Origin of the sequence: Gordonia sp. SMJS1 (genome assembly GCF_029866425.1) — a bacterium.
GTDB lineage: Bacteria > Actinomycetota > Actinomycetes > Mycobacteriales > Mycobacteriaceae > Gordonia > Gordonia hongkongensis.
On sequence record NZ_CP123381.1, the window covers coordinates 1,710,599 to 1,730,493 of the forward strand.

Below are 19,895 nucleotides of genomic sequence, written 5' to 3' on the forward strand. Positions count from 1 at the left end.
CCGATGAACCCCAACTCGACTCCTGGACTTCGATCGAAGTCCAGGAGTCGAGTCGAGGTTCGCCGGTCGGAGCACGACCGTCGTTGGCACGCCGTGTGTGGCCCCGTCTGATTGCCGGCGTGGTCGCGGTGTGCGGAATTGCGTTGGGAGTCAGTACGATCGGCATTCAAAGTGGCGTCGCTGTGACCGCTACCGGTTCGAGCCAGGTGTTCGAGCAGTCACCGACGACCGGGACTCCCGGTGCAGAGTCACTCGCGACCTGGGAGCAGACGAGCGCAGTGGCGAAGGCGAAGGAGTACCTCTCGATCATGGCGTTCTCGAGAGCGGGTCTGATCGATCAGCTGGAGTACGAAGGGTTCTCGACGGCCGACGCGACGTACGCCGTGACCGAGGTCGAGGCTCAGGGCGCCGTCGACTGGAACGAACAGGCGGCGCAGAAGGCCCGCGACTATCGTTCGATGACGGCGTTCTCGCGGCAGGGCTTGATCGAACAGCTCGAGTATGAGGGCTTCACGTCCACGCAGGCGACGTATGGGGTCGACCACGCGTAGGGCACGACCGATGAACCCCAACTCGACTCCTGGACTTCGATCGAAGTCCAGGAGTCGAGTTGAGGTTCGCCGGTCGCGCGACCGGCGGTAGCTCACGGACGAGAACCCCCGAAAACACGAAACCCGGGACGGTCATACCGTCCCGGGTTGTGTTCGTCGTCCGATCAGCCGTGGTAGGGCTCCGCGCTGACCAGGGTCACCTTGATGGTGGCACCGCTGGGCACGGAGTACTCGCGGGTCTCGCCGACCTTGGCGTCGATGAGGGCGGCACCGAGCGGGGAGCTCGGGGAGTAGGTCTCCAGGCCGCCCTGGCCGCTCTCCTCGCGGGTGGCGATGAGGAACGTCTCGGTGTCCTTCTCGTCACCGTCGTAGTAGACGGTCACGACGGAACCGGGCAGTGCGACGCCGGACTGGGTCGGCGCCTCGCCGACCTTCGCGTTGTTCAGCAGTTCCTGCAGCTGGCGGATACGCGCTTCCTGCTGGCCCTGCTCCTCGCGAGCGGCGTGGTAGCCACCGTTCTCCTTGAGGTCGCCTTCTTCGCGACGCTCGTTGATCTCGGCGGCGATGACCGGACGGTTGGCGATCAACGAATCGAGCTCGCTCTTGAGGCGGTCATGCGACTCTTGGGTCAGCCAGGTCACCTGGGTGTCGGTCATCGGTCACTCCTTTGTGTTGTCCGCGCCCCGGGCGACCGTTTACACCAGGGGCATATGGACTGCTGAAAATGCAGCAACACGACCCCTCGCGGAGCCGTGTATCCGTTCAGGGTACCAGGTGGTGAGACCTATGGCACATCGGTACTACCGCGCGACAGCGCGCCGAGAGCGTCCTGATACGTCGGTTCCATCCGTTTTAGCCATCCCACAACGAAATACGTCACAGGCATGAGGATGACCTCGACGAGTGTCTTCCACACGAACCCGACGATCGTGTAATTGATGAAATCTCCCCAGGTCGAGATACCCAGGGCGGTGGCGGCGATCGAACAGAAGACGATGGTGTCGGCCAACTGGCCGACAATCGTCGAACCCAGCAGGCGCGCCCAGAGGCGATTTTCCCCGGCGCGTTCCTTCATTTTCACCAGGACGAAGGAATTGAGGAATTCGCCCACGACGTAACCGGCCAATCCGGCGAGCAGGAATTGTGGGACGACCCCGGCAACCGTCTCGAAAGCCGCCTGGCCTTCGTAGAATTCGGCGGCCGGCAGGTGAATGGTCAACCAGAAACACAACGACGCGAGAATCAGGACCGCGAACCCGGCGAGGATCGTCCGGCGCATGGCACGGAACCCGTAGACCTCGCTGATCACGTCGCCCAGGACGTACGCGAGCGGGAACAGGAAGAAGGCGCCGTCGGTCACCAGGCCGTCCATCTGGATCGGCCCGAGATCGACCTGCAGCCATTCGTCGAACAGCACGACGCCCTTGGTGCCGGTGACGTTGCTGATGAGCATGACGCCGACGAAGACGGCGACCAGAAGGGGGAAGTAGCGGCTGCCGATGGAGGCGAAGGCGGCGCGCGGCGACGGCAGCTCGCTGCCGGTGGACGCGGCGGTCACGAGGCCGACGGCTTCAGGTAGGCCGGCACGTCAAGGGTGCACCCGAAGACCTCGCCGATGACCGGTGGTTTCGACGTCGTGACCTCGGTGCGGACGCCGATCCGTTCTGCGGAGTCCGCGGGGATCAGGATCTCGCGACGCCCGGTCTCGCCGCCGTCGCGGGAGCGGCCGCGCACCACACAGGCAGCCGCCCGGCTCGGATCGGAACGCTCGACGGTGAACTGCACCGCGACGGTCGAGCCGTCGATGATCTCGTAGCCGGTGGCCTCACCGGTCACGTCCGCCGACGAGAACTTGCTGTAGCCGATGACGGCGAGGGTCACGCCGGCCGCGACGACCAGGATCGACAGGGCGATGAACCAGCGACGACGCCCAGAGGCGGTCTCCGAACGCTCCGGATAGGTGGCGCGCGGACCGCTGTGCGGTCGCAAGGTGTCGGGTGTCGCGCGCGGCGCGTCACCGGCGTCTGCGGCGCCCCCATCCGAACTGTTCACGCGTCAATACCTACCATGGGAGGAGTAGCGATCCGAAGGTGAGGAACTGTGACCGAATCCCACGTCGGCGACCCCAAGTCGGGTGTGTTCCGGCTGATGGCGGTGCACGCGCACCCAGACGACGAGTCGAGCAAGGGTGCCGCCACGACCGCGAAGTATGCGGCCGAGGGCAACGAAGTGCTCGTCGTCACACTCACCGGCGGTGAGCGTGGCGACATCCTGAATCCGGCGATGGACCGCCCGGGCATCAAAGAGCGGATGACCGAGGTCCGTCGCGAGGAGATGGCCAAGGCCGCCGAGGCGCTCGGCGTCCGACAGACATGGCTCGGCTTCGTCGACTCGGGCCTCCCCGAGGGCGACCCGCTCCCGCCTGTTCCGGAGGGTTCCTTCGCCTCGGTGCCGCTCGACGAGGCCACCGAGGCCTTGGTGCGCGTGGTCCGCGAGTTCCGCCCGCACGTGATCGTCACCTACGACGAGCACGGCGGATATCCGCATCCCGATCACATCCGCTGCCATGAGGTGTCGGTCGCGGCGTACGAGCAGTCCGGCGATCCGGACGCGTTCCCGGACGCCGGCGAACCGTGGACGGTGTCGAAGCTCTACTACACCCACGGGTTCATCCGGGACCGGATGGTCCTGTTCTCCGACGAGTTCGCGCGGCACGGCCAGGAGAGTCCGTTCGCCGAGTGGCTCAGCAAGTGGGACCCGAGCCGTGGCGATCTGATGGGACGTGTGACGACCCAGGTCGAGTGCTCCAAGTACTTCCCGCAGCGTGACGACGCGCTGCGCGCCCACGCCACGCAGATCGATCCGAACGGGGTGTTCTTCGCGGTGCCGCTGGAGTGGCAACAACGCCTGTGGCCGACGGAGGAGTTCGAGCTCGCCCGGACCCGGGTCAAGACCGCGTTGCCGGAGACCGATCTCTTCGCCGGGATCGAGGCGTGATGGGCACCAGCACAGTCGTGAACGACACCCTGATGGTCCTGGCGCAGGAACCCCAGGGGCCGGAGTTCGGCAAGGCCTCACCGCTAGGTCTGCTCGTGATCCTGTTGCTGCTCGTCGGGACCGCGTTCCTCATCTGGTCGATGAACCGGCAGCTGAAGAAGCTGCCCGCGTCCTTCGACGCCGAACACCCGGAGGCCGACCAGGCCTTCGACGAGGGAACCGATTCGCCGGGCCCGGCCGGTTCGGACGCGGTCGCACCGAACCCGCCCGGGACCCCGGGTGCCACCAGTGCCGCGGGCACCGACGACCGGCGGCCCGCCGACACCTGAGTCGAGGCGTAGAAGTGGAGTCATGCGCATCTCCACTCTGATCGGGACGTCACTCGCGACCGCTGCGGCGGCAGCCATCGGCAGTGTGGTCACCAAGCCGGCGGTCGAGACCTGGTATCCGAAGCTGGCGAAACCGTCCTTCGTACCACCGAACTGGGCGTTCCCGCTCGCCTGGACCTCGCTCTACGCCGACCTCGCGGTGACCTCGGCAGTCACCCTCGACGACCTGGCCGACGACGGCGACCACGAACAACGTCAGCGGTATCTCGCGGCGCTCGGCGCCAACCTCGTGCTCAACGGCGGGTGGAGCTGGATCTACTTCGGCCGGGGCGCCCTCGGAACCGCGTCGGTCGCGGCGGCGGCGCTCACCGTGAGCAGCGCCGACCTCGCCCGGCGCACCGCACGTACGAACCGGACGGCAGGTGCCGCGCTCGCCGCCTACCCGGCGTGGTGCGCGTTCGCCACCGTGCTCTCGACGAGCGCCTGGTGGCTCAATCGTGGTCGGCGGTCACCGGCGCCTGCCTGAGCGTCGCGGCGAATCGGTCCATCGCCCAGTCGATCTCGGATTCCGTGACCACGAGCGGTGGTGCGAGTCGCAGCGTCGAGCCGTGGGTGTCCTTGGCGAGGACATTGCGTTCGGACAGCCGCAGACAGAAGTCCTTGCCGGTGCCGAGCGCGGGGTCGAGATCGATCCCTGCCCACAGGCCGAGGCCGCGCACCGCCACCACCCCGTTCCCGACGAAGTCGCGCAGTCGGGCGTGCAGATGATCGCCCAGTTCCGCCGCCCGTCGCTGCCAGGTCCCGTCGGCGAGCATGTCGACGACGGTGTGACCGACGGCTGCGGCGAGCGGGTTACCGCCGAAGGTCGATCCGTGCTGACCGGGATGCAGCACGCCGAGGACGTCGTGGTCGGCAACCACCGCCGACACCGGTAGGAGCCCGCCGCCGAGTGCCTTCCCCAGCAGGTAGACGTCGGGTTCGACGCCCCAGTGCTCTACTGCGAAGGTCCTACCGGTGCGGCCCAGACCGGACTGGATCTCGTCGGCGATGAACAGCACGCCGCGTTCGGAGCAGAGGGCCCGCGTGCCGGGCAGATAGTCGTCGGGAGGCACGACGACGCCGGCTTCGCCTTGGACGGGTTCGAGCAGGACGGCCACCGTGTTCTCGTCGATCGCGGCATCGAGGGCAGCCAGGTCGCCGAACGGGACGCGAACGAATCCCGGTGTGTAGGGGCCGAATCCGGCGCGCGCCTCGGGGTCGTCGCTGAACGAGACGATCGTCGTCGTGCGGCCGTGGAAGTTCCCGGAGGCCACCACGATCGTGGCGCGGCCGTCGGGTACGCCTTTGACGTCGTAACCCCACTTGCGGGCGACCTTGATCCCGGATTCGACCGCCTCCGCACCTGTGTTCATCGGCAGGACCATGTCCTTGCCGCACAGGGAAGCCAGTGCGGCGCAGAACGGTTCGAGTCGATCGGACCGAAATGCGCGGCTGGTGAGCGTGACCCGCGCCAGCTGATCGAGTGCGGCGGCGACGATGCGTGGATGGCGGTGGCCGAAATTGACCGCGGAATAGGCCCCGAGACAGTCGAGGTGGCGACGGCCGTCGATGTCGGTGATCCAGGCCCCCTCGGCGGTGGCCGCGGTCACCGGGATCGGCGAATAGTTCTGCGCCACATGAGGTTCGACGACGTCGAGCGGCGCACCCGCGCTGGCGTGGGTGCCGGTGCCGGGGCTCGTCCTCGTCATGAATCGAGGGTATCGTCGAGGTCTGGTGCAAACAATCGACGTCGATTGCGTCTGAACGCAACGGATCGCCGGTATGGACGCGAAGGGGAGCGGTCTGTTGCGGACACTGGACGACCTCGACGAGAGGGTGCTCGCGCACCTCACCCGGGACGCCCGGGCGACCTACCAGCAGATCGGGCAGCAGGTGGGGTTGTCGGCCCCCGCGGTGAAACGACGCGTCGACCGACTGGTCGCCGATGGCGTCATCCGGGGTTTCACCGCGGTCGTCGACCCGCACGCGATGCAGTGGACCACCGAGGCATACGTGTTGGTCTACTGCCGGGGCAACATCTCGCCCGACGAGTTGAAGGCGGCGTGGGAGCCCATACCGGAGGTCGTGGGCGCGGCGACGGTCACCGGTCAGGCCGACGCCGTCCTGCGCGTGATGGCCCGCGACGTACGGCACCTCGAGCAGGCGCTCGAACGCATCCGGCGGGCGGGCCCGGTGGATCGATCAGAGTCGATCCTCGTGCTCAGCGAGCTGATCGACCGGGGGCACCCGTGAGAATCGGGGTGTCGAAACCGTTGTGCTAGTGTGGTCGCCGTGATCAGCACCGTGCGCGCGTATTGGCGCTTTATCGAGGCTCCGGGTGGGGCCACGATGATGCGTTGACCTGACGCGCGCACGACACCCCCGGAGCCCGAGCAGCGACCCCACGGTCGCTGCTCTTGTCATTTGAGCGGGGCTCCGACCACACCCAGGGCATGCCTCGTCACCACAACGACACGGGCATGACCTCGAAAGGCACACAACGTGACCACCTTGCCGGACCTCCCGATCCGATCCGACGACAACGCCGAATCGACCTCCGACCGCCGCATCCGGGCGTTCCGTCCGATCCCGTCGCCCGACACCGTGCGCAGCGAACTGCCCCTCTCGGCACGACGAGCAGTCGCCGTCCAGCGCGACCGGGACGAGATCGCCGACATCCTCGCCGGCCGCGATGACCGGCTGCTCGTCATCGTCGGGCCCTGTTCGGTCCACGATCCGATCGCCGCCATCGACTACGCCCGGCGCCTCGCGCCGCTGGCCGATGCCTACTCCGAGCGACTCAAGATCGTCATGCGCGTCTACTTCGAGAAGCCGCGCACCACCGTCGGGTGGAAGGGCCTGATCAACGACCCCGGGATGGACAACACCTTCGATGTCGAGCGTGGCCTGCGCACCGCCCGGTCGTTGCTGCTCGACATCATCGACCTCGGTCTGCCCGTCGGATGTGAGTTCCTCGAACCGACCAGCCCGCAGTACATCGCCGACGCGGTCGCGTGGGGTGCCATCGGCGCCCGCACCACCGAGTCCCAGGTCCACCGGCAGCTGGCGTCGGGCCTGTCGATGCCGATCGGCTTCAAGAACGGCACCGACGGCAACGTCCAGGTCGCCATCGACGGCGTGAAAGCCGCTGCGGCCGAACACGTCTTCTTCGGAGTCGACGACTTCGGCAACGGTGCCGTGGTGGAGACCGCGGGCAACGAGGACTGCCACATCATCCTGCGCGGCGGCACGCGCGGCCCGAACTTCGACGCGGAGTCGGTGTCGGCGGCCGCCGAGGCGCTCGCCGCGGCCGGCCTGCCCGCCCGGGTCATGATCGACTGCTCGCATGCCAATTCGGGCAAGGATCATGTCCGTCAGGCGGAGGTCGCCACCGAGATCGCGACGCGCCTCCGGGCGGCGCGCGAGGCCGGTGAGCCCTCGAACGTCAGCGGCGTGATGCTGGAGAGCTTCCTCGAGCCCGGCGCGCAGTCGACCGAGGCCACCCCGCTGGTGTACGGCAAGTCCGTCACCGACAAGTGCATGGGCTGGGAGGCCAGCGCCCAGGTCCTGGCGGCGCTCGCGCGGGGCTGACCCTTCCCTCGCCTCAGTATCTGCGGCTCGGCGGCCGTCGTGGACCATGAAAGAACACTCGTGAGCGTCCGAATCTCATGCTCCCTGAGGTGCGAGCGAAGCGAGCCACGAAGGGTGTAGCAACGTGTCTCACCAGGCCCTTCGTGGCTCGTCGCTTGCGCTCCTCGCACCTCAGGGATCAGTGGGTTGTGTGCTTCTTTCGGACCGGGGAACGATGGGAGACGCTTCGCTCGGGTCAGACGACGTCGACCTCAGACGTCGAGTCCGGGATCGTGATCAGTGCTCGACGACGCAGTGTTCCGCGGGGCGACCGTACCGACGGCGCCACGCGGAACTCGGCCTCCCACCGATCGGAGTGGATCCGGTTGAGCAGGTAGCCGCGTTGCGAGTTGCCGAACCGGACGTGGGGTGACGCTTCCTTGAGGCGGCGGTCGCCGTCGTCGATGTCCTCCCCGTCCCCGCCGGAGGTGATCGACGTCGCGGCCAATTCGACGCCGCGCATGGGCGATTCATCGGTGTAGGAGGTCCGGAGGTCGGCGACCACGCTGCGATGGATATCGCCGGCGAGCGACACCAGGTTGCGCACGCCCCGGTCGGCGGCGCCGCCGAGGATGCGGGAGCGCGAGGCCTCGTAGCCGCTCCACCCGTCCATGCTGACCGCCCGGGTCGAGCCGACGGTTCGGGCGAGGTCGGCCATCGGTACCTGCTGGGCGAGGACGTTCCACCGGTGCCGGGACGAGGCGAAGCCGTCGAGCGCCCATCGTTCCTGTTCGGCACCGAGGATGGTTCGGGAGGCGTCCGCGGTGCGCGCGTTCTGCCCGGTGTCGTTGTCTCCGTTGGCCTGATCGCTGCGGTGACTGCGGGTGTCGAGCAGGGTGAGGTCGACCAGGTCGCCGAAGCCGAGCCGCCGATGCGCGCGGATGACGGTTCCGTTCGGTCGGGCCGCCACCCGCACCGGCGTGTTCTCCCACCACGCGCGCAGGGCGCGGGCGCGACGCAGCGCGAACGCGGTGAGTGGGGTGTGGTCCTCGGGAATCGCTGCGGCCCAGTTGTTGTCGACCTCATGATCGTCGAAGGTGATCACGAACGGTGTCATCGCGTGGGCGAGTTGGAGGTCGGGGTCGGACTTGTACAGCGCGTAGCGCTCGCGGTAGTCGTCGAGGTCGACTGCTTCCCGTGTTGCCGAGAGAGGAAGCACCGCCTCGGGTCTCGCGCCACCATGAACCGGGATCGGCTTCTCGTAGATGTAGTCACCGAGGTGGAGCACCACGTCGGGTGCATGCGCCGCCAGGTCAGCGTACGCATGGTAGTAGCCGTCGGACCAGTTCTGGCAGGACGCGACGGCGACCGTCATCTTCTCGACTCGTGCGAAAGGTGCTGGTGCCGTTCGGGTCCGGCCGATCGTCGAGACCTCGCCGAGTGCCCGGAACCGATAGAAGTAGTCGGCGGCGGGCGCGAGACCGCGGACATCGACGTGCACGCTGTGTCCCCATTCCGCGGTGGCGTGGACCGTACCCCGACGGACGATGCGGGTCATGGATTCGTCGGCGGCGATCTCCCAGTCGACCCGCACCGGGCGTGGTCCCATGCCGCCACCGGGCGCGAACGGGTTGCGCGACAACCGCGTCCACAGCACAACGCCGTCGGGGAGGGGGTCACCGGACGCCACCCCGAGTCCGAAGACGCCGGCGGGGTGAGCCGGTGTGGGTAGGGCCGGCGAGGTGCCGCCGAGGAGGCCGGGCGTGAACGCGAGACCGGCGACGAGTGCCGACCAGGTGAGGAAGCGGCGTCGGGAAGTGCCGCCGCGGAGCGTGAGGTCGGGATGACAACGGATGGTCGACGGTGTGAGAAGGGCCGGTGATGCGTCGGCCGGGTTTCCCCGCATGGCCTCAGCCGACCAGGATCACCTGACCTGGGCTCCACCTGCAGACGGCGGGGACATGATGCGGAGGTGAAGTCTCCGACCTCCACGCGTACGTCCCCGCCGCCTGCCCGACGGGCTACCGCGAGTCGACCGACCCGCTCGACTCGCTCCCGGCGCCGGTGACGACGCCGACTTGCTTGCGACGGGCGCGGATTCCGAGTGCGGCGTCGACCACGAGGAAGCCGAGGAGGCTGAGTCCGAGCAACGGCACGAACCAGCCCACCACCGCGGCCACCACCACGATCGCGACCGCGCCGGCCACCGGCACCCGACGCAGTGCACCCCGTGCCGGCGGGCGACCCACCGCGACCGCGCCGCCACGCTTCGGCCGCCGTTGCCACCACATCTGATAGCCGCGGACGATCAGCACCACGAGCGCGATCGCCAGGAGCAGGAGAACCAGCTGGCTCACCCAGCCGAACAGGATGCCCATGTGCAGTGCGATGCCCCAGGTCGTGAGTTTCGCGGCGAGCGGCCAGTCGGCGAACCGCAGTTCGTCGACAACGGCACCGGTCGCGCCGTTCACGGTGACGGTGTCCTGGGCGAACTGCCAGGGCTGCCTGGTCTCGGCGACGGTGAAGGCGGTGTCCGCATCGGTCGGGATCGAGACCTCCACCTGGCCGTCCACACCGGCGGCCCGAGCGGTGCCCAGCACCCGGTCGAGCTGCGCGATCGTCTGGCCGGACGTTTCCGGAACGCGCTGCCCGTGACCCGCGCCGCCGTGATCGCCGTGCCCGCTGTGATCACCCAGCCCGTCCGATCCGGACGTCGATCCGGACAGCGAGGTGTCGACCGTCGGGGTCGTCCAGCTCAGCGCCGTGCGCACATCGGAGACGTGCTCACCGGCGTACTTCGACCAAGTCAGACCGGTGGCCGACAAGAACACCAACCCCACCGCGATCCAGACGCCGATCACGCCGTGCCGGTTGCGGGTGCGGTTGCGTCCGGTCGCCGATCGGTCGAAGGCGACCAGGTCGGCGGCGCGTCGTTTTCGGCGCGCGCGATACGCGGAGATCCACAGCGCGAGGCCGGCCACGGCGATGACCCACAGCCAGGAGGCGGCGAGCTCGCTGTAGATCCGGCCGGGCTCGCCGAGATGGAGGTGACGGTGCAGTTCGCTGATCCAGGTGCGCATCGGCAACGCCGCGCTGCTGCCGTAGGACACCAGCTCTCCGGTCGATTCCAGGGTCACCGGATCGATGAACACGGCCTGGCGCTTCGACGCCCCGAGGGAGGGATCGTCGAACAGGACGCGGGTGGTGTCGCCGGGTTCGGCGGCCGGGCGCACCGCGGACAGGGTGAGGTCCGGCCGGATCCGGGCCGCCGCCTCGACCTGTTCGGAGATCGGACGTGCGTCGCCGGTGCTTTCGGTGGAGAGTTGATCGCGGTAGACGACCTGTTCCAGCGATGGGGAGATCGCGTAGAGCCCGCCGCTGACCGCCGCAACGATCAGGAACGGCGCGATGAAGACGCCGGCGTAGAAGTGCAACCGGCGCAGCAGAGGTTGCCAGCTGTTCGGGGTCACTCGCCGGTCTGGTGCGGCGGCTGGTGGAGTGGGGTTGTCGTCGGATGTTTCGGGACGGGGGTCGGGCGGCCCGGCGGGTTCACCGGGGCGGGACAGGTTCGACAGGGACACGGGTGGGCCTCTCATGCGGAAGACGGCGCGCGGCATTGACCGCGGTCAGGCGGGAGGGCAGACGCGCACCGACCGGCCCGTCGGGTGACGGGTCGGCGGAGTAGGGAATCAGCGCGTGAGGGCCGGGGGTCCGCGGGTGTCGAGAGCGGCGATGGCGCGCAGGCGGGGCCGCGCGTCGTCGTGGGTCGCCCGCGGGGCGCGCGGGATCGCGTCGTCAGCGGGCGGGTCGAGGACGGCCCGGATGAGTGCGACGACCGCGGTCAGGACGCTGAGCAGGGCGGGTTCGACGACGTGGATGGCGGCGGCGGTGAGCAGAGTCGCCACCGCGTGGACGAACATCATGGTCCCGCTCGGCGCGTGTGCAAGCGCACTCACGCCCGCGTGGTGCGCCGACGAGGCATCGAGCGCGGTGAGCGACACGTGTGCGAGCACCTGCCCGGCCGCGAGGAGCCCGATCGTGCCGAGCCACCCGGGACGACGACGGGCCGTCGCGCCGATCGCCCAGCCGAGTACGGTGCACGCCGCGATCATGAACACCAGAGATGAGGTGGCGGGGAGAGAACCCGCCGCGAGCCCGTGCGCGGCCACCGCGGTGCTCGCCGACAGCGCGCCGACGACCCCACCGCGAAGGCGGTGGAGGGCGCGCACGTCCGGGTTCACGGAAGGAGCATAGCGACGGCGGTCATGCCCGAACCGCGTGCGGTCACCGTACGGGCAGGTCAGCCCAACACCAGGAGCCAGGCGGCGACGTAGTGCAGCAGGGCCGCGACTGCGGTGCAGGCGTGGAACACCTCGTGATGACCGAAGGTCTCCGGCCAGGGGTCGGGCCAGCGTGCCGCATAGAGGACGCCACCGACGCTGTAAAAGACACCGCCGAGCGCGAGCAGGATCAGAACGGGCAGACCGGTCTCGCCGACGAGCGCCGGGGCGACGGCCACGATCACCCAGCCCAGCACGATGTAGAGGGTGACGCCGAGCCAGCGGGGTGCGCCGGGCCACGCGATCTTGAGGGTCGCACCGGCGGCTGCGCCGGCCCAGACGATGCCGAGGACCCACCAACTGGTCGGCGAGGGAAGCCCGAGGGCGCAGAACGGCGTGTAGGTGCCGGCGATGAAGAGGAAGATCATCGCGTGGTCGGCACGCTTCATCCGGGTCCGCGCGCGGGCGGTCTTCCACGGAATCCGGTGGTAGCCGGCGCTGATCGCGAAGAGTCCGAGCACGGTGACCGCGTAGACGGCACACGGTACGACGGCGACGGGGTCGCCGACCGTGGCCGCGCCGATCACCAGGGCCAGCCCCGCGACCGCGGCCACATAGGCGGAGTAGTGGTGGATGACCCCGCGCAGTCGTGGGCGGACGTCAGCCGGCGGGTTCAGCAACGTGCTCACCGAACCTACGGTACCGTAACTTCGCGCGTCCACAGCGTCACCGGCAAGGCGTGATGCGACGCGTAAGGTGTCCTGCGTGACACGAGGCCGACACGACGCGGGAACGACGCGACGATGAAGCTCCTGCCGGACCGGCTTCGACGACCCGTTCTCTCCGTCTACGAACGGCGGCTCATCCAGCTCCTCGACACCGAGCGTCTGCCGCGTCACGTGGCGATCATCTGCGACGGCAACCGGCGGTGGGCGCGTGAGGCTGGTTTCGAGGACGTCAGCCACGGACACCGCGTGGGTGCCCAGCGCATCGCGGACATGCTCGGCTGGTGCGCCGGCCTGGGCATCGAAGCCGTCACGATCTACCTGTTGTCGACCGAGAACCTCAACCGGTCGTCGGACGAACTCGACGCACTCCTCGAGATCGTGCCGGACATCGTCGACGAGATCTCCGCGCCCGAGGGCGAGTGGCGGATCCGCATCGTCGGCACCCTCGACGCACTGCCCGAGCTGGTGGCCGGACGTCTGCGGGCGGCCGCCGACCGCACCGCCGAACGGCAGGGGATGAACGTCAACGTCGCCGTCGGATACGGCGGGCGGCAGGAGATCGTGGACGCGGTTCGCGCGCTCCTGGAGGAGAAGGTGACCGCCGGGGCGACTGCGGCCGAGATGGTGGATGCGGTCACCGTGGAGGCGATCGACGCCAATCTCTACACCAAGGGTCAGCCCGACCCGGATCTCGTGATCCGGACTTCCGGAGAGCAGCGGCTGTCGGGATTCCTGTTGTGGCAGAGCGCCTATTCGGAGATCTGGTTCACCGACGCCTATTGGCCGGAGTTCCGTCGGGTGGACTTCCTGCGCGCCTTGCGCGACTACTCCGCGCGGAGCCGGCGGTTCGGCAAGTGACTCCGCCGGTGTCGATCCGCGCCGGGTTCAGCGTGCGGCGGAGTCGGCCAGGAGCCCGGTCAATGCGGTGAGATCGGCGCCGAAGGTCGACGCCGCGGGAGTGCCGAAGCCGACGCCGATCCCGCCGGAGGGCAGCGGGTCGGCGTCGGGATGCCGGAACAGGGACTGTCCGGTCACCGCGATTCCGCGTTCGTAGGCCCGGTGGACGATGGCTCCCTCGTCGGCATGGTCGACGGGGATCAACGCGTGCAGTCCGGCGGCGATGCCGGGGAGTTCGAGTCCGATTCCGGCCAGGGCCGACACCAGCGCATCGCGCCGGGTCCGGTACGCCTGACGACTGCGCCGGATGTGCCGGTCGTAGGCTCCGGAACCGATCAGTTCGGCCAGCGTGAGCTGATCGACGATGCTCGCGTCGGCCTCACGGAAGCCCTTGCCGCGCAACACCGGTTCGACCAGGTGGGCGGGAGTGGCCAGCCAGCCCGCGCGTACCGCCGGCGACAGGCTCTTGCTCAGCGAGCCGGTGTGGACGACGACGTCGGGGCCGAGCGCCTGCAACGCACCGACCGGTTCGCGGTCGTAGCGGAACTCGCCGTCGTAGTCGTCCTCCACGATGACCGCGCCGGTCCGCCGCGCCCAGTCGACGACCTGCATCCGGCGCGCCGGCGAAAGAGCGACACCGGTGGGGAACTGGTGGCTGGGGGTCAGCACGACCGCGGCCGCCCCGGTGCGTTCGAGCTCGTCGATCACCATGCCGTCGGCGTCGATGCGCACCGGTACGACCCGCGCGCCGCCGCGCTCGAGGGCGTGCCGGTGAAAGGGCAGACCGTGGCTCTCGACCGCGACGACACCACCGATCACCGTGCGCGCCAACAACTCCAGTGCCGACAGCACCGACGTCCCGAGAACGATCAGGTCCGGTGCGGTGCGGACACCCCGCGTGCGGGCCAGGTAACCGGTGAGGGCGTTCCGCAGCTCAAGGCGCCCGCGGGGGTGAGCCGGTCCGAAGGCGTCGTCGGGGGTCTCGGTCAGGGCGCGTCGGGTGGCGCGGATCCAGTCGTTGCGCGGGAACATCCCGGCGCAGGGTCGTCCCAGCGAGAAGTCGTGACGCAGGGCCGGCATGGCGGTGGACGCACCGGGATCGTCGATGGCCGGTGGCCGTGCCGCACCGTCGGCGACCCGGGTGGCCGAGCCCTGGCGCGCGGTCAGCCACCCTTCCGCGATCAGTTCGGAGTAGACCGCCGACACGGTGCCGCGAGCGAGACCGAGGTCCGCGGCGAGGGATCGGTACGGCGGCAATGCGGTGCCCGCGGGCAGTCGGTTGTCGAGGATGGCCGAGCGCAGCGCCTCGGTGAGGGCCCGACGCAGGGTGGCACCGCGCCCGCGTGCACCCGCGCCCGGATCGGGCTGCAGGTCGAGGAAAAGGTCCGCGCCCAGCCGCTCGGCCACTTCGGCCCAGGGATCCGCCGTCGAATTGACCCGCTTTTCTGCCATCGGATTGGACCACTTTCTTGAGCTAATTGCGGCATAGCCTAAACCCACAACACAGAGCTGTCCGTCCTTGAGGAGGAACGAGATGAAGATAGTGGTCGTGGGTGCCAGCGGTGCGCTGGGAAGTCGGGTCGCCGACCTGCTCGTCGAGCGGGGCCACGAGGTGGTGCGCGCCAGCCGGGCGACCGGCGTCGACGCCTACACCGGAACGGGTCTGGCGGCGGCGTTCGACGGTGCCGACGCCGTCGTCGACTGCCTCAGTCTCCAGACGCTGAAGGCGAAGGAGGCGATCGACTTCTTCGAGACCACGGCGACCAAGATCGGCCGTGCCGCGACGACGGCGGGTGTCGCGCACGTCGTCGTGGTGTCGATCGTCAACGCCGGCGATCCGGCGGTCAACGCCAAATTCGGTTACTACCAGGGCAAAGCGGCACAGGAGGCCGCCTACGGCGAGGTCGTCGACCCCGCGGCACTCACCATCCTGGCGTCGGTGCAGTGGTTCGAGCTCGCCGAGCAGATGATGTCGTCGATGGGGTTCGGTCCGATCGCCGCGGTGCCCAGGATGCGGTGCGCCCCGGCCGCGGTCGCCGACGTGGCCGTGGCGGTCGCCGACGTGGTGACCGCGGGTCCGACCGGAAAGCGGACGATCGAGGTGAGCGGACCGGTGGAGATGGACCTGGTCGATGTGGCGAAAGCGGTTGCTGCGCAGACCGGCTCACCACGATGGATATTCGGCGTCCGGTTCGGGGGGCCGGCGATACGGGAGGGCGGACTCGTGCCAGTCGATCCCGACGTCGTCACGTCGACGACGCTCGACGGGTGGCTGGCCGGTCGCGAGAATGCGAGCGCGGGGGAACGGCGATGAGCACCGCCGCCCGGCCTGCGACGAGAATGTGGATACCGCAGGACAATCCGTCCGTGTACAAGGCCCTCGTGGCGCTGCAGCGGGCATCGTCGGCCGGGGTTGACCCAGAACTCGCCGAACTGATCGTCATCCGGGCCTCGCAACTCAACGGGTGCGCCTACTGCCTGCACATGCACACCTCCGATGCCCTCGCCAAGGACATCGACCCGCACAAACTGATGCTGATCGCCGCGTGGCGGGAGGCCGGATCGGCGTTCACCCCGGCCGAACGGGCGGCGCTGGCTCTCACCGAGAGCGTCACGCTGATCGGCGAGAACGGTGTCCCCGACGACGTGTTCGATTCCGCACGAGCCCATTTCGACGCCGCCGCGATGGGTCAGCTGGTCGCGTCGATCGTGATGATCAACGCGTGGAACCGCATCGCGCTGGCCGGCGGGTACCCGGCCGGACTCGACGAACGCCGGGCCGCATCGTCGGTCAGAGCTTCCGCAGGCGCACCCGATTGATGGAGTGGTCGTAGTCCTTGCGCAGCACCAGTGACGCCCGCGGCCGGGTGGGCAGGATGTTCTCGATCAGATTCGGACGGTTGATCGAGGTCCACAGATCCCGGGCCGCGGCGGTCGCCTGATCGTCGGTCAGCGACGCGTACGCGTGGAAGTGCGAGTCCGGGTTGGCGAACGAGGTGGTCCGCATCTGCAGGAAGCGCGAGATGTACCAGGATTCGATGTCGTCGATCTTGGCGTCGACGTAGATGGAGAAGTCGAACAGGTCCGAGACCATCAGCGTCGCTCCGGTCTGGAGCACGTTGAGGCCCTCGAGGATCAGGATGTCGGGCTGGCGCACATAGTGATAGACGTCGGGCACGATGTCGTAGGCGAGGTGCGAGTAGACCGGCGCGGCGACCTCGCGCGCACCCGACTTCACCTCGGTGACGAAGCGCAGAAGGGCCCGGCGATCGTAGGACTCGGGAAATCCCTTGCGGTGCAGAATGCCCCGACGCTGCATCTCCGCGGTGCGCAGCAGAAAACCGTCGGTGGTGATCAGGTCCACCTTCGGGTGGGACTCCCAGCGGGCGAGCAGGGCGGCGAGCACGCGGGCCGTCGTCGACTTCCCGACCGCCACACTGCCCGCGATCCCGATGACGAAGGGCACCTGCCGATTGGTCTGCCGCTCACCGAGGAAGGTCGAGGTCGCGGCGAACAACCGTTGCCGCGCAGCGACTTGCAGGTGGATCAGACGAGAGAGCGGCAGATACACGTCGGCGACCTCGTCGAGGTCGATCTGCTCACCGAGGCCGACGAGCTCGGCCAGTTCGTCCTCGTTGAGGACCAGGGGCATCGACTCGCGGAGTTCGCGCCACTGCCTCCGGTCGAGTTCCAGGTACAGACTGGGATCCCGATCGGTGGCGTTGCGGGCCATCAGGGCAGCTCCGCCGATGTCGGTTCCGCCGCTCCCTGAGTGATCATGCGTACAGCTTAGGGCGACGTGTGACAGCGTCGATCGGTAGCCTGCCGGTATGCCGTCCCCGACCGTCGCCGACACCGACCACGCCTCGGACCCGCTGGTGGCCGAGTACCTCCGTCTCGGCCTCGCCTTCGATCGCCTCGAACGGGGCTTCGTCGACGCCTACACCGGCGATCCCGCGCTGAAGGCGGAGGTCGAGAACGCGCCCGCACCCGATCCCGCCCGGCTCGCCGACCGCGCGCGCGGGCTGCTCGCCGACCTGCCCGGCGCGCTCGACGCGGCGCGCGCCGAGTTCATCGGCGCCCACCTGCGCGCGCTGGAGTGCTCGGCGCGCAAGTTCGCCGGCGACGACGTCGGATTCATCGACGAGGTCCGCGCCTACTTCGACGTCGACATCGCGATGGCCGATCCGGACCGGTATCGGCAGGCGCACGCCGACCTGGCGGAGGCCCTCGGCGTCCCGGGCGCCACCGGCGACGAGCTCCGGGACATCTACGCCGCGCACCGGCGTGCCGACGAGATCCCACCCGAGCGGGTCGACGAGTGCGTCCGCGCGTTCAGCAGCGCGCTCCGCGAACGAGTACGGTCCGCATATCCGTTGCCGGACAACGAGATCGTCGAGTTCGAAGTCGTCACCGACAAGCCGTGGTCGGGATTCAACTACTACCTCGGCAACTATCGCTCACGCGTCGCCATCAACGCCGATCTCACGCAGTACATGTCCTCCCTGCCGGCCCTCATCGCGCACGAGGCCTACCCCGGTCACCACACCGAGCACTGCCGTAAAGAGCAGTTGCTCGTCGGCGCGGGGCACGACGAGCAGTCGATCTTCCTGGTCAACACCCCACAGTGCCTGATGGCCGAGGGCCTCGCCGACCACGCGCTGGCCGCGATCGTCGGTCCCGAGTGGGGAACGTGGGCACAGGAGATCTACGCCGACCTCGGACTCCGCTTCGACGCCGGGCGGGCGATGGGCGTCGGACGCGCCACCGCCGGGCTCCTCGGCGTTCGTCAGGACGCCGCGCTGCTGCTGCACGACCGCCACGCCGACGCCGACACCGTCGCCGAACATCTCCGGCGCTGGCTTCTCGCGCCCGAGGAACGGGCCCGACAGATGCTGCGATTCCTCACCTCGCCGCTCTGGCGCGCCTACATCAGCACCTACGTCGAGGGATACCGATTGCTCGAGGCGTGGCTCGAGCAGGCCGACGACCGCGCGGCCGCCTTCGGTCGCCTGCTCGACGAACCACTCATCCCGGCGAGTCTGCGGCGCGAACTGCTGTAGACCCTTCGTGACGTCCCTCCGCAGGCTCCGGGACTCCTCAGGGAGCGGGCGGCGAGTCTGCGGCGCGAACTCGGTGCCTAGAATCGGGGCATGACCGCGAACCCGTCATCCCTGAACTCGATGTCCCTGGCAGAGCTCGACCCCGACGTCGCAGCCGCCATGAACGGTGAACTCAGCCGCCAGCGGGACACCCTCGAGATGATCGCCTCGGAGAACTTCGTGCCGCGTGCGGTGCTGCAGGCCCAGGGCAGCGTGCTGACCAACAAGTACGCCGAGGGGTACCCGGGACGTCGCTACTACGGCGGGTGCGAGTACGTCGACGTCGTCGAGGACATCGCCCGCAACCGGGCGAAGGAGCTGTTCGGCGCCGACTTCGCCAACGTGCAACCGCATTCGGGTGCCCAGGCCAACGCCGCGGTGCTGCAGGCCCTGATGGAGCCGGGGGAGACCATGCTCGGTCTCGACCTCGCGCACGGCGGTCACCTCACCCACGGCATGCGCCTGAACTTCTCCGGCAAGCTCTACGAGAACGCCTTCTACGGCGTGAGCAAAGAGGACTTCCGCATCGACATGGACGAGGTGCGCAAGATCGCCCTCGACGTCAAACCGAAGGTCATCGTCGCCGGGTGGTCGGCCTACCCGCGCACGCTCGACTTCGAGGCGTTCCGCTCCGTCGCCGACGAGGTCGGCGCACACCTCTGGGTCGACATGGCCCACTTCGCCGGTCTCGTCGCCGCCGGCCTGCATCCGTCGCCGGTCCCGCATGCCGACGTCGTGTCCTCGACCGTGCACAAGACCCTCGGCGGCCCGCGTTCGGGGATCATCCTGGCCAAGCAGGAGTGGGCCAAGAAGCTGAACTCGGCGGTGTTCCCCGGTCAGCAGGGCGGGCCGCTCATGCACGCGATCGCCGGTAAGGCGGTGGCCCTGAAGATCGCCGCCACCGACGAATTCGCCGAGCGCCAGCGGCGCACCCTGTCCGGGGCGCGGCTCCTCGCCGAACGCCTCAACGGCTCGGATGTGGCCGGGGCCGGCGTCTCGGTCCTGACCGGCGGTACCGACGTCCACCTCGTGCTCGTCGATCTGCGGAACAGCGCCCTCGACGGCCAGCAGGCCGAGGACCTGCTGCATCAGGTCGGCATCACCGTCAACCGCAATGCGGTGCCGTTCGATCCGCGACCGCCGATGGTCACCTCGGGTCTACGTATCGGCACCCCGGCACTGGCCACCCGCGGCTTCGGCGACGAACAGTTCACCGAGGTCGCCGACATCATCGCCACCGCGCTCGCGGCCGGCGATGCCGCCGACGTCTCGGCCCTGCGCGGGCGCGTGTCCAAGCTCGCCCTCGACTTCCCGCTCTACGACGGTCTCGAGGAGTGGGGCCTGATGAGCCGGATCTGACCTGGATTGCCTGTCCCGGCGGCGCGTCCGTATCCTTTCAGCG

21 protein-coding genes are annotated in these 19,895 nt (G+C 68.8%); 11 read left to right on the top strand and 10 right to left on the bottom strand.

Annotated elements, in window-relative coordinates; genetic code table 11:
- The first annotated feature begins 119 nt into the window (after window positions 1-119).
- Window positions 120-551 carry an Ltp family lipoprotein gene (locus QAD21_RS07825; protein WP_238995045.1) on the top strand — a complete coding sequence of 144 codons (432 nt, stop codon included), beginning with the start codon at window positions 120-122 and terminating at the stop codon, window positions 549-551.
- A gap of 164 nt (window positions 552-715) precedes the next feature.
- On the opposite strand, the gene greA is transcribed toward QAD21_RS07825, so the two are convergent.
- The 3 genes from greA to QAD21_RS07840 form a co-directional block, all read right to left on the bottom strand.
- Window positions 716-1,207 (bottom strand): transcription elongation factor GreA, encoded by a 492-nt coding sequence (gene greA, locus QAD21_RS07830; RefSeq protein ID WP_004020945.1) that lies wholly within the window; start codon window positions 1,205-1,207, stop codon window positions 716-718.
- A 128-nt stretch (window positions 1,208-1,335) separates the two neighbouring features.
- Window positions 1,336-2,109 (bottom strand): queuosine precursor transporter, encoded by a 774-nt coding sequence (locus tag QAD21_RS07835; protein WP_055474888.1) that lies wholly within the window; start codon window positions 2,107-2,109, stop codon window positions 1,336-1,338.
- Entirely contained in the window at window positions 2,106-2,540 is a 435-nt protein-coding gene (locus tag QAD21_RS07840) for a DUF4307 domain-containing protein (RefSeq protein WP_091344282.1), read from the bottom strand. Before QAD21_RS07840 ends, QAD21_RS07835 begins: the two co-directional genes overlap by 4 nt.
- A gap of 111 nt (window positions 2,541-2,651) precedes the next feature.
- Between QAD21_RS07840 and mca the strand changes: the two genes are divergently transcribed.
- From mca to QAD21_RS07855, 3 genes are read left to right on the top strand one after another with little or no spacing between them, the layout of a single operon-like run.
- Window positions 2,652-3,548, top strand: coding sequence for a mycothiol conjugate amidase Mca (mca, locus tag QAD21_RS07845; protein ID WP_055474886.1), 897 nt, complete (start codon window positions 2,652-2,654; stop codon window positions 3,546-3,548).
- Entirely contained in the window at window positions 3,548-3,877 is a 330-nt protein-coding gene (locus QAD21_RS07850) for a hypothetical protein (RefSeq protein ID WP_058250739.1), read from the top strand. Before mca ends, QAD21_RS07850 begins: the two co-directional genes overlap by 1 nt.
- A 22-nt stretch (window positions 3,878-3,899) precedes the next feature.
- The gene (locus tag QAD21_RS07855) at window positions 3,900-4,403 is read left to right on the top strand and encodes a TspO/MBR family protein (protein ID WP_058250738.1); all 504 of its coding nucleotides are present in this window, start codon (window positions 3,900-3,902) and stop codon (window positions 4,401-4,403) included.
- Here the strand turns inward: QAD21_RS07855 and rocD are convergent.
- The gene (gene rocD, locus QAD21_RS07860; protein WP_068970465.1) at window positions 4,369-5,625 is read right to left on the bottom strand and encodes an ornithine--oxo-acid transaminase; all 1,257 of its coding nucleotides are present in this window, start codon (window positions 5,623-5,625) and stop codon (window positions 4,369-4,371) included. The two genes, QAD21_RS07855 and rocD, sit on opposite strands and share 35 nt — an antisense overlap.
- A gap of 97 nt (window positions 5,626-5,722) precedes the next feature.
- On the opposite strand from rocD, the gene QAD21_RS07865 reads away from it, so the two are divergent.
- Together QAD21_RS07865 and QAD21_RS07870 are read left to right on the top strand one after the other, a co-directional pair.
- Window positions 5,723-6,169, top strand: a complete 447-nt coding sequence (locus QAD21_RS07865; RefSeq protein ID WP_058250893.1) for an Lrp/AsnC family transcriptional regulator — start codon at window positions 5,723-5,725, stop codon at window positions 6,167-6,169.
- 249 nt (window positions 6,170-6,418) lie between these two features.
- Window positions 6,419-7,507, top strand: coding sequence for a 3-deoxy-7-phosphoheptulonate synthase (locus QAD21_RS07870; protein ID WP_058250736.1), 1,089 nt, complete (start codon window positions 6,419-6,421; stop codon window positions 7,505-7,507).
- Window positions 7,508-7,742: 235 nt separating this feature from the next.
- On the opposite strand, the gene QAD21_RS07875 is transcribed toward QAD21_RS07870, so the two are convergent.
- The 4 genes from QAD21_RS07875 to QAD21_RS07890 form a co-directional block, all read right to left on the bottom strand.
- Window positions 7,743-9,392 carry an alkaline phosphatase D family protein gene (locus tag QAD21_RS07875; RefSeq protein WP_068970144.1) on the bottom strand — a complete coding sequence of 550 codons (1,650 nt, stop codon included), beginning with the start codon at window positions 9,390-9,392 and terminating at the stop codon, window positions 7,743-7,745.
- Between the two features lie 115 nt (window positions 9,393-9,507).
- Window positions 9,508-11,082, bottom strand: a complete 1,575-nt coding sequence (locus QAD21_RS07880; protein ID WP_083229305.1) for a PepSY domain-containing protein — start codon at window positions 11,080-11,082, stop codon at window positions 9,508-9,510.
- 93 nt (window positions 11,083-11,175) lie between these two features.
- Window positions 11,176-11,727, bottom strand: a complete 552-nt coding sequence (locus tag QAD21_RS07885) for a hypothetical protein (protein WP_223258833.1) — start codon at window positions 11,725-11,727, stop codon at window positions 11,176-11,178.
- Window positions 11,728-11,786: 59 nt separating this feature from the next.
- Window positions 11,787-12,455, bottom strand: a complete 669-nt coding sequence (locus tag QAD21_RS07890; RefSeq protein WP_068970146.1) for a hemolysin III family protein — start codon at window positions 12,453-12,455, stop codon at window positions 11,787-11,789.
- Between the two features lie 114 nt (window positions 12,456-12,569).
- On the opposite strand from QAD21_RS07890, the gene QAD21_RS07895 reads away from it, so the two are divergent.
- The gene (locus QAD21_RS07895) at window positions 12,570-13,352 is read left to right on the top strand and encodes an isoprenyl transferase (RefSeq protein ID WP_068970147.1); all 783 of its coding nucleotides are present in this window, start codon (window positions 12,570-12,572) and stop codon (window positions 13,350-13,352) included.
- 27 nt (window positions 13,353-13,379) lie between these two features.
- Here QAD21_RS07895 and QAD21_RS07900 read toward each other — a convergent pair whose 3' ends face one another.
- Complete coding sequence (locus QAD21_RS07900) at window positions 13,380-14,843, bottom strand: PLP-dependent aminotransferase family protein (protein WP_068970148.1); 1,464 nt, start codon at window positions 14,841-14,843, stop codon at window positions 13,380-13,382.
- Window positions 14,844-14,925: 82 nt separating this feature from the next.
- Here QAD21_RS07900 and QAD21_RS07905 point away from each other — a divergent pair, with 82 nt between their 5' ends.
- Entirely contained in the window at window positions 14,926-15,705 is a 780-nt protein-coding gene (locus tag QAD21_RS07905; protein WP_068970149.1) for an SDR family oxidoreductase, read from the top strand.
- Window positions 15,702-16,211 (top strand): carboxymuconolactone decarboxylase family protein, encoded by a 510-nt coding sequence (locus QAD21_RS07910; RefSeq protein WP_068970150.1) that lies wholly within the window; start codon window positions 15,702-15,704, stop codon window positions 16,209-16,211. Before QAD21_RS07905 ends, QAD21_RS07910 begins: the two co-directional genes overlap by 4 nt.
- Here the strand turns inward: QAD21_RS07910 and coaA are convergent.
- On the bottom strand, window positions 16,183-17,124 hold the full coding sequence (gene coaA / locus QAD21_RS07915) for a type I pantothenate kinase (RefSeq protein ID WP_058250729.1): 942 nt from the start codon (window positions 17,122-17,124) through the stop codon (window positions 16,183-16,185). The two genes, QAD21_RS07910 and coaA, sit on opposite strands and share 29 nt — an antisense overlap.
- 97 nt (window positions 17,125-17,221) lie before the next feature.
- Here coaA and QAD21_RS07920 point away from each other — a divergent pair, with 97 nt between their 5' ends.
- On the top strand, window positions 17,222-18,454 hold the full coding sequence (locus QAD21_RS07920; RefSeq protein WP_068970151.1) for a DUF885 domain-containing protein: 1,233 nt from the start codon (window positions 17,222-17,224) through the stop codon (window positions 18,452-18,454).
- Between the two features lie 90 nt (window positions 18,455-18,544).
- On the top strand, window positions 18,545-19,852 hold the full coding sequence (glyA, locus tag QAD21_RS07925; RefSeq protein ID WP_068970153.1) for a serine hydroxymethyltransferase: 1,308 nt from the start codon (window positions 18,545-18,547) through the stop codon (window positions 19,850-19,852).
- The last annotated feature ends 43 nt before the right edge of the window (window positions 19,853-19,895 follow it).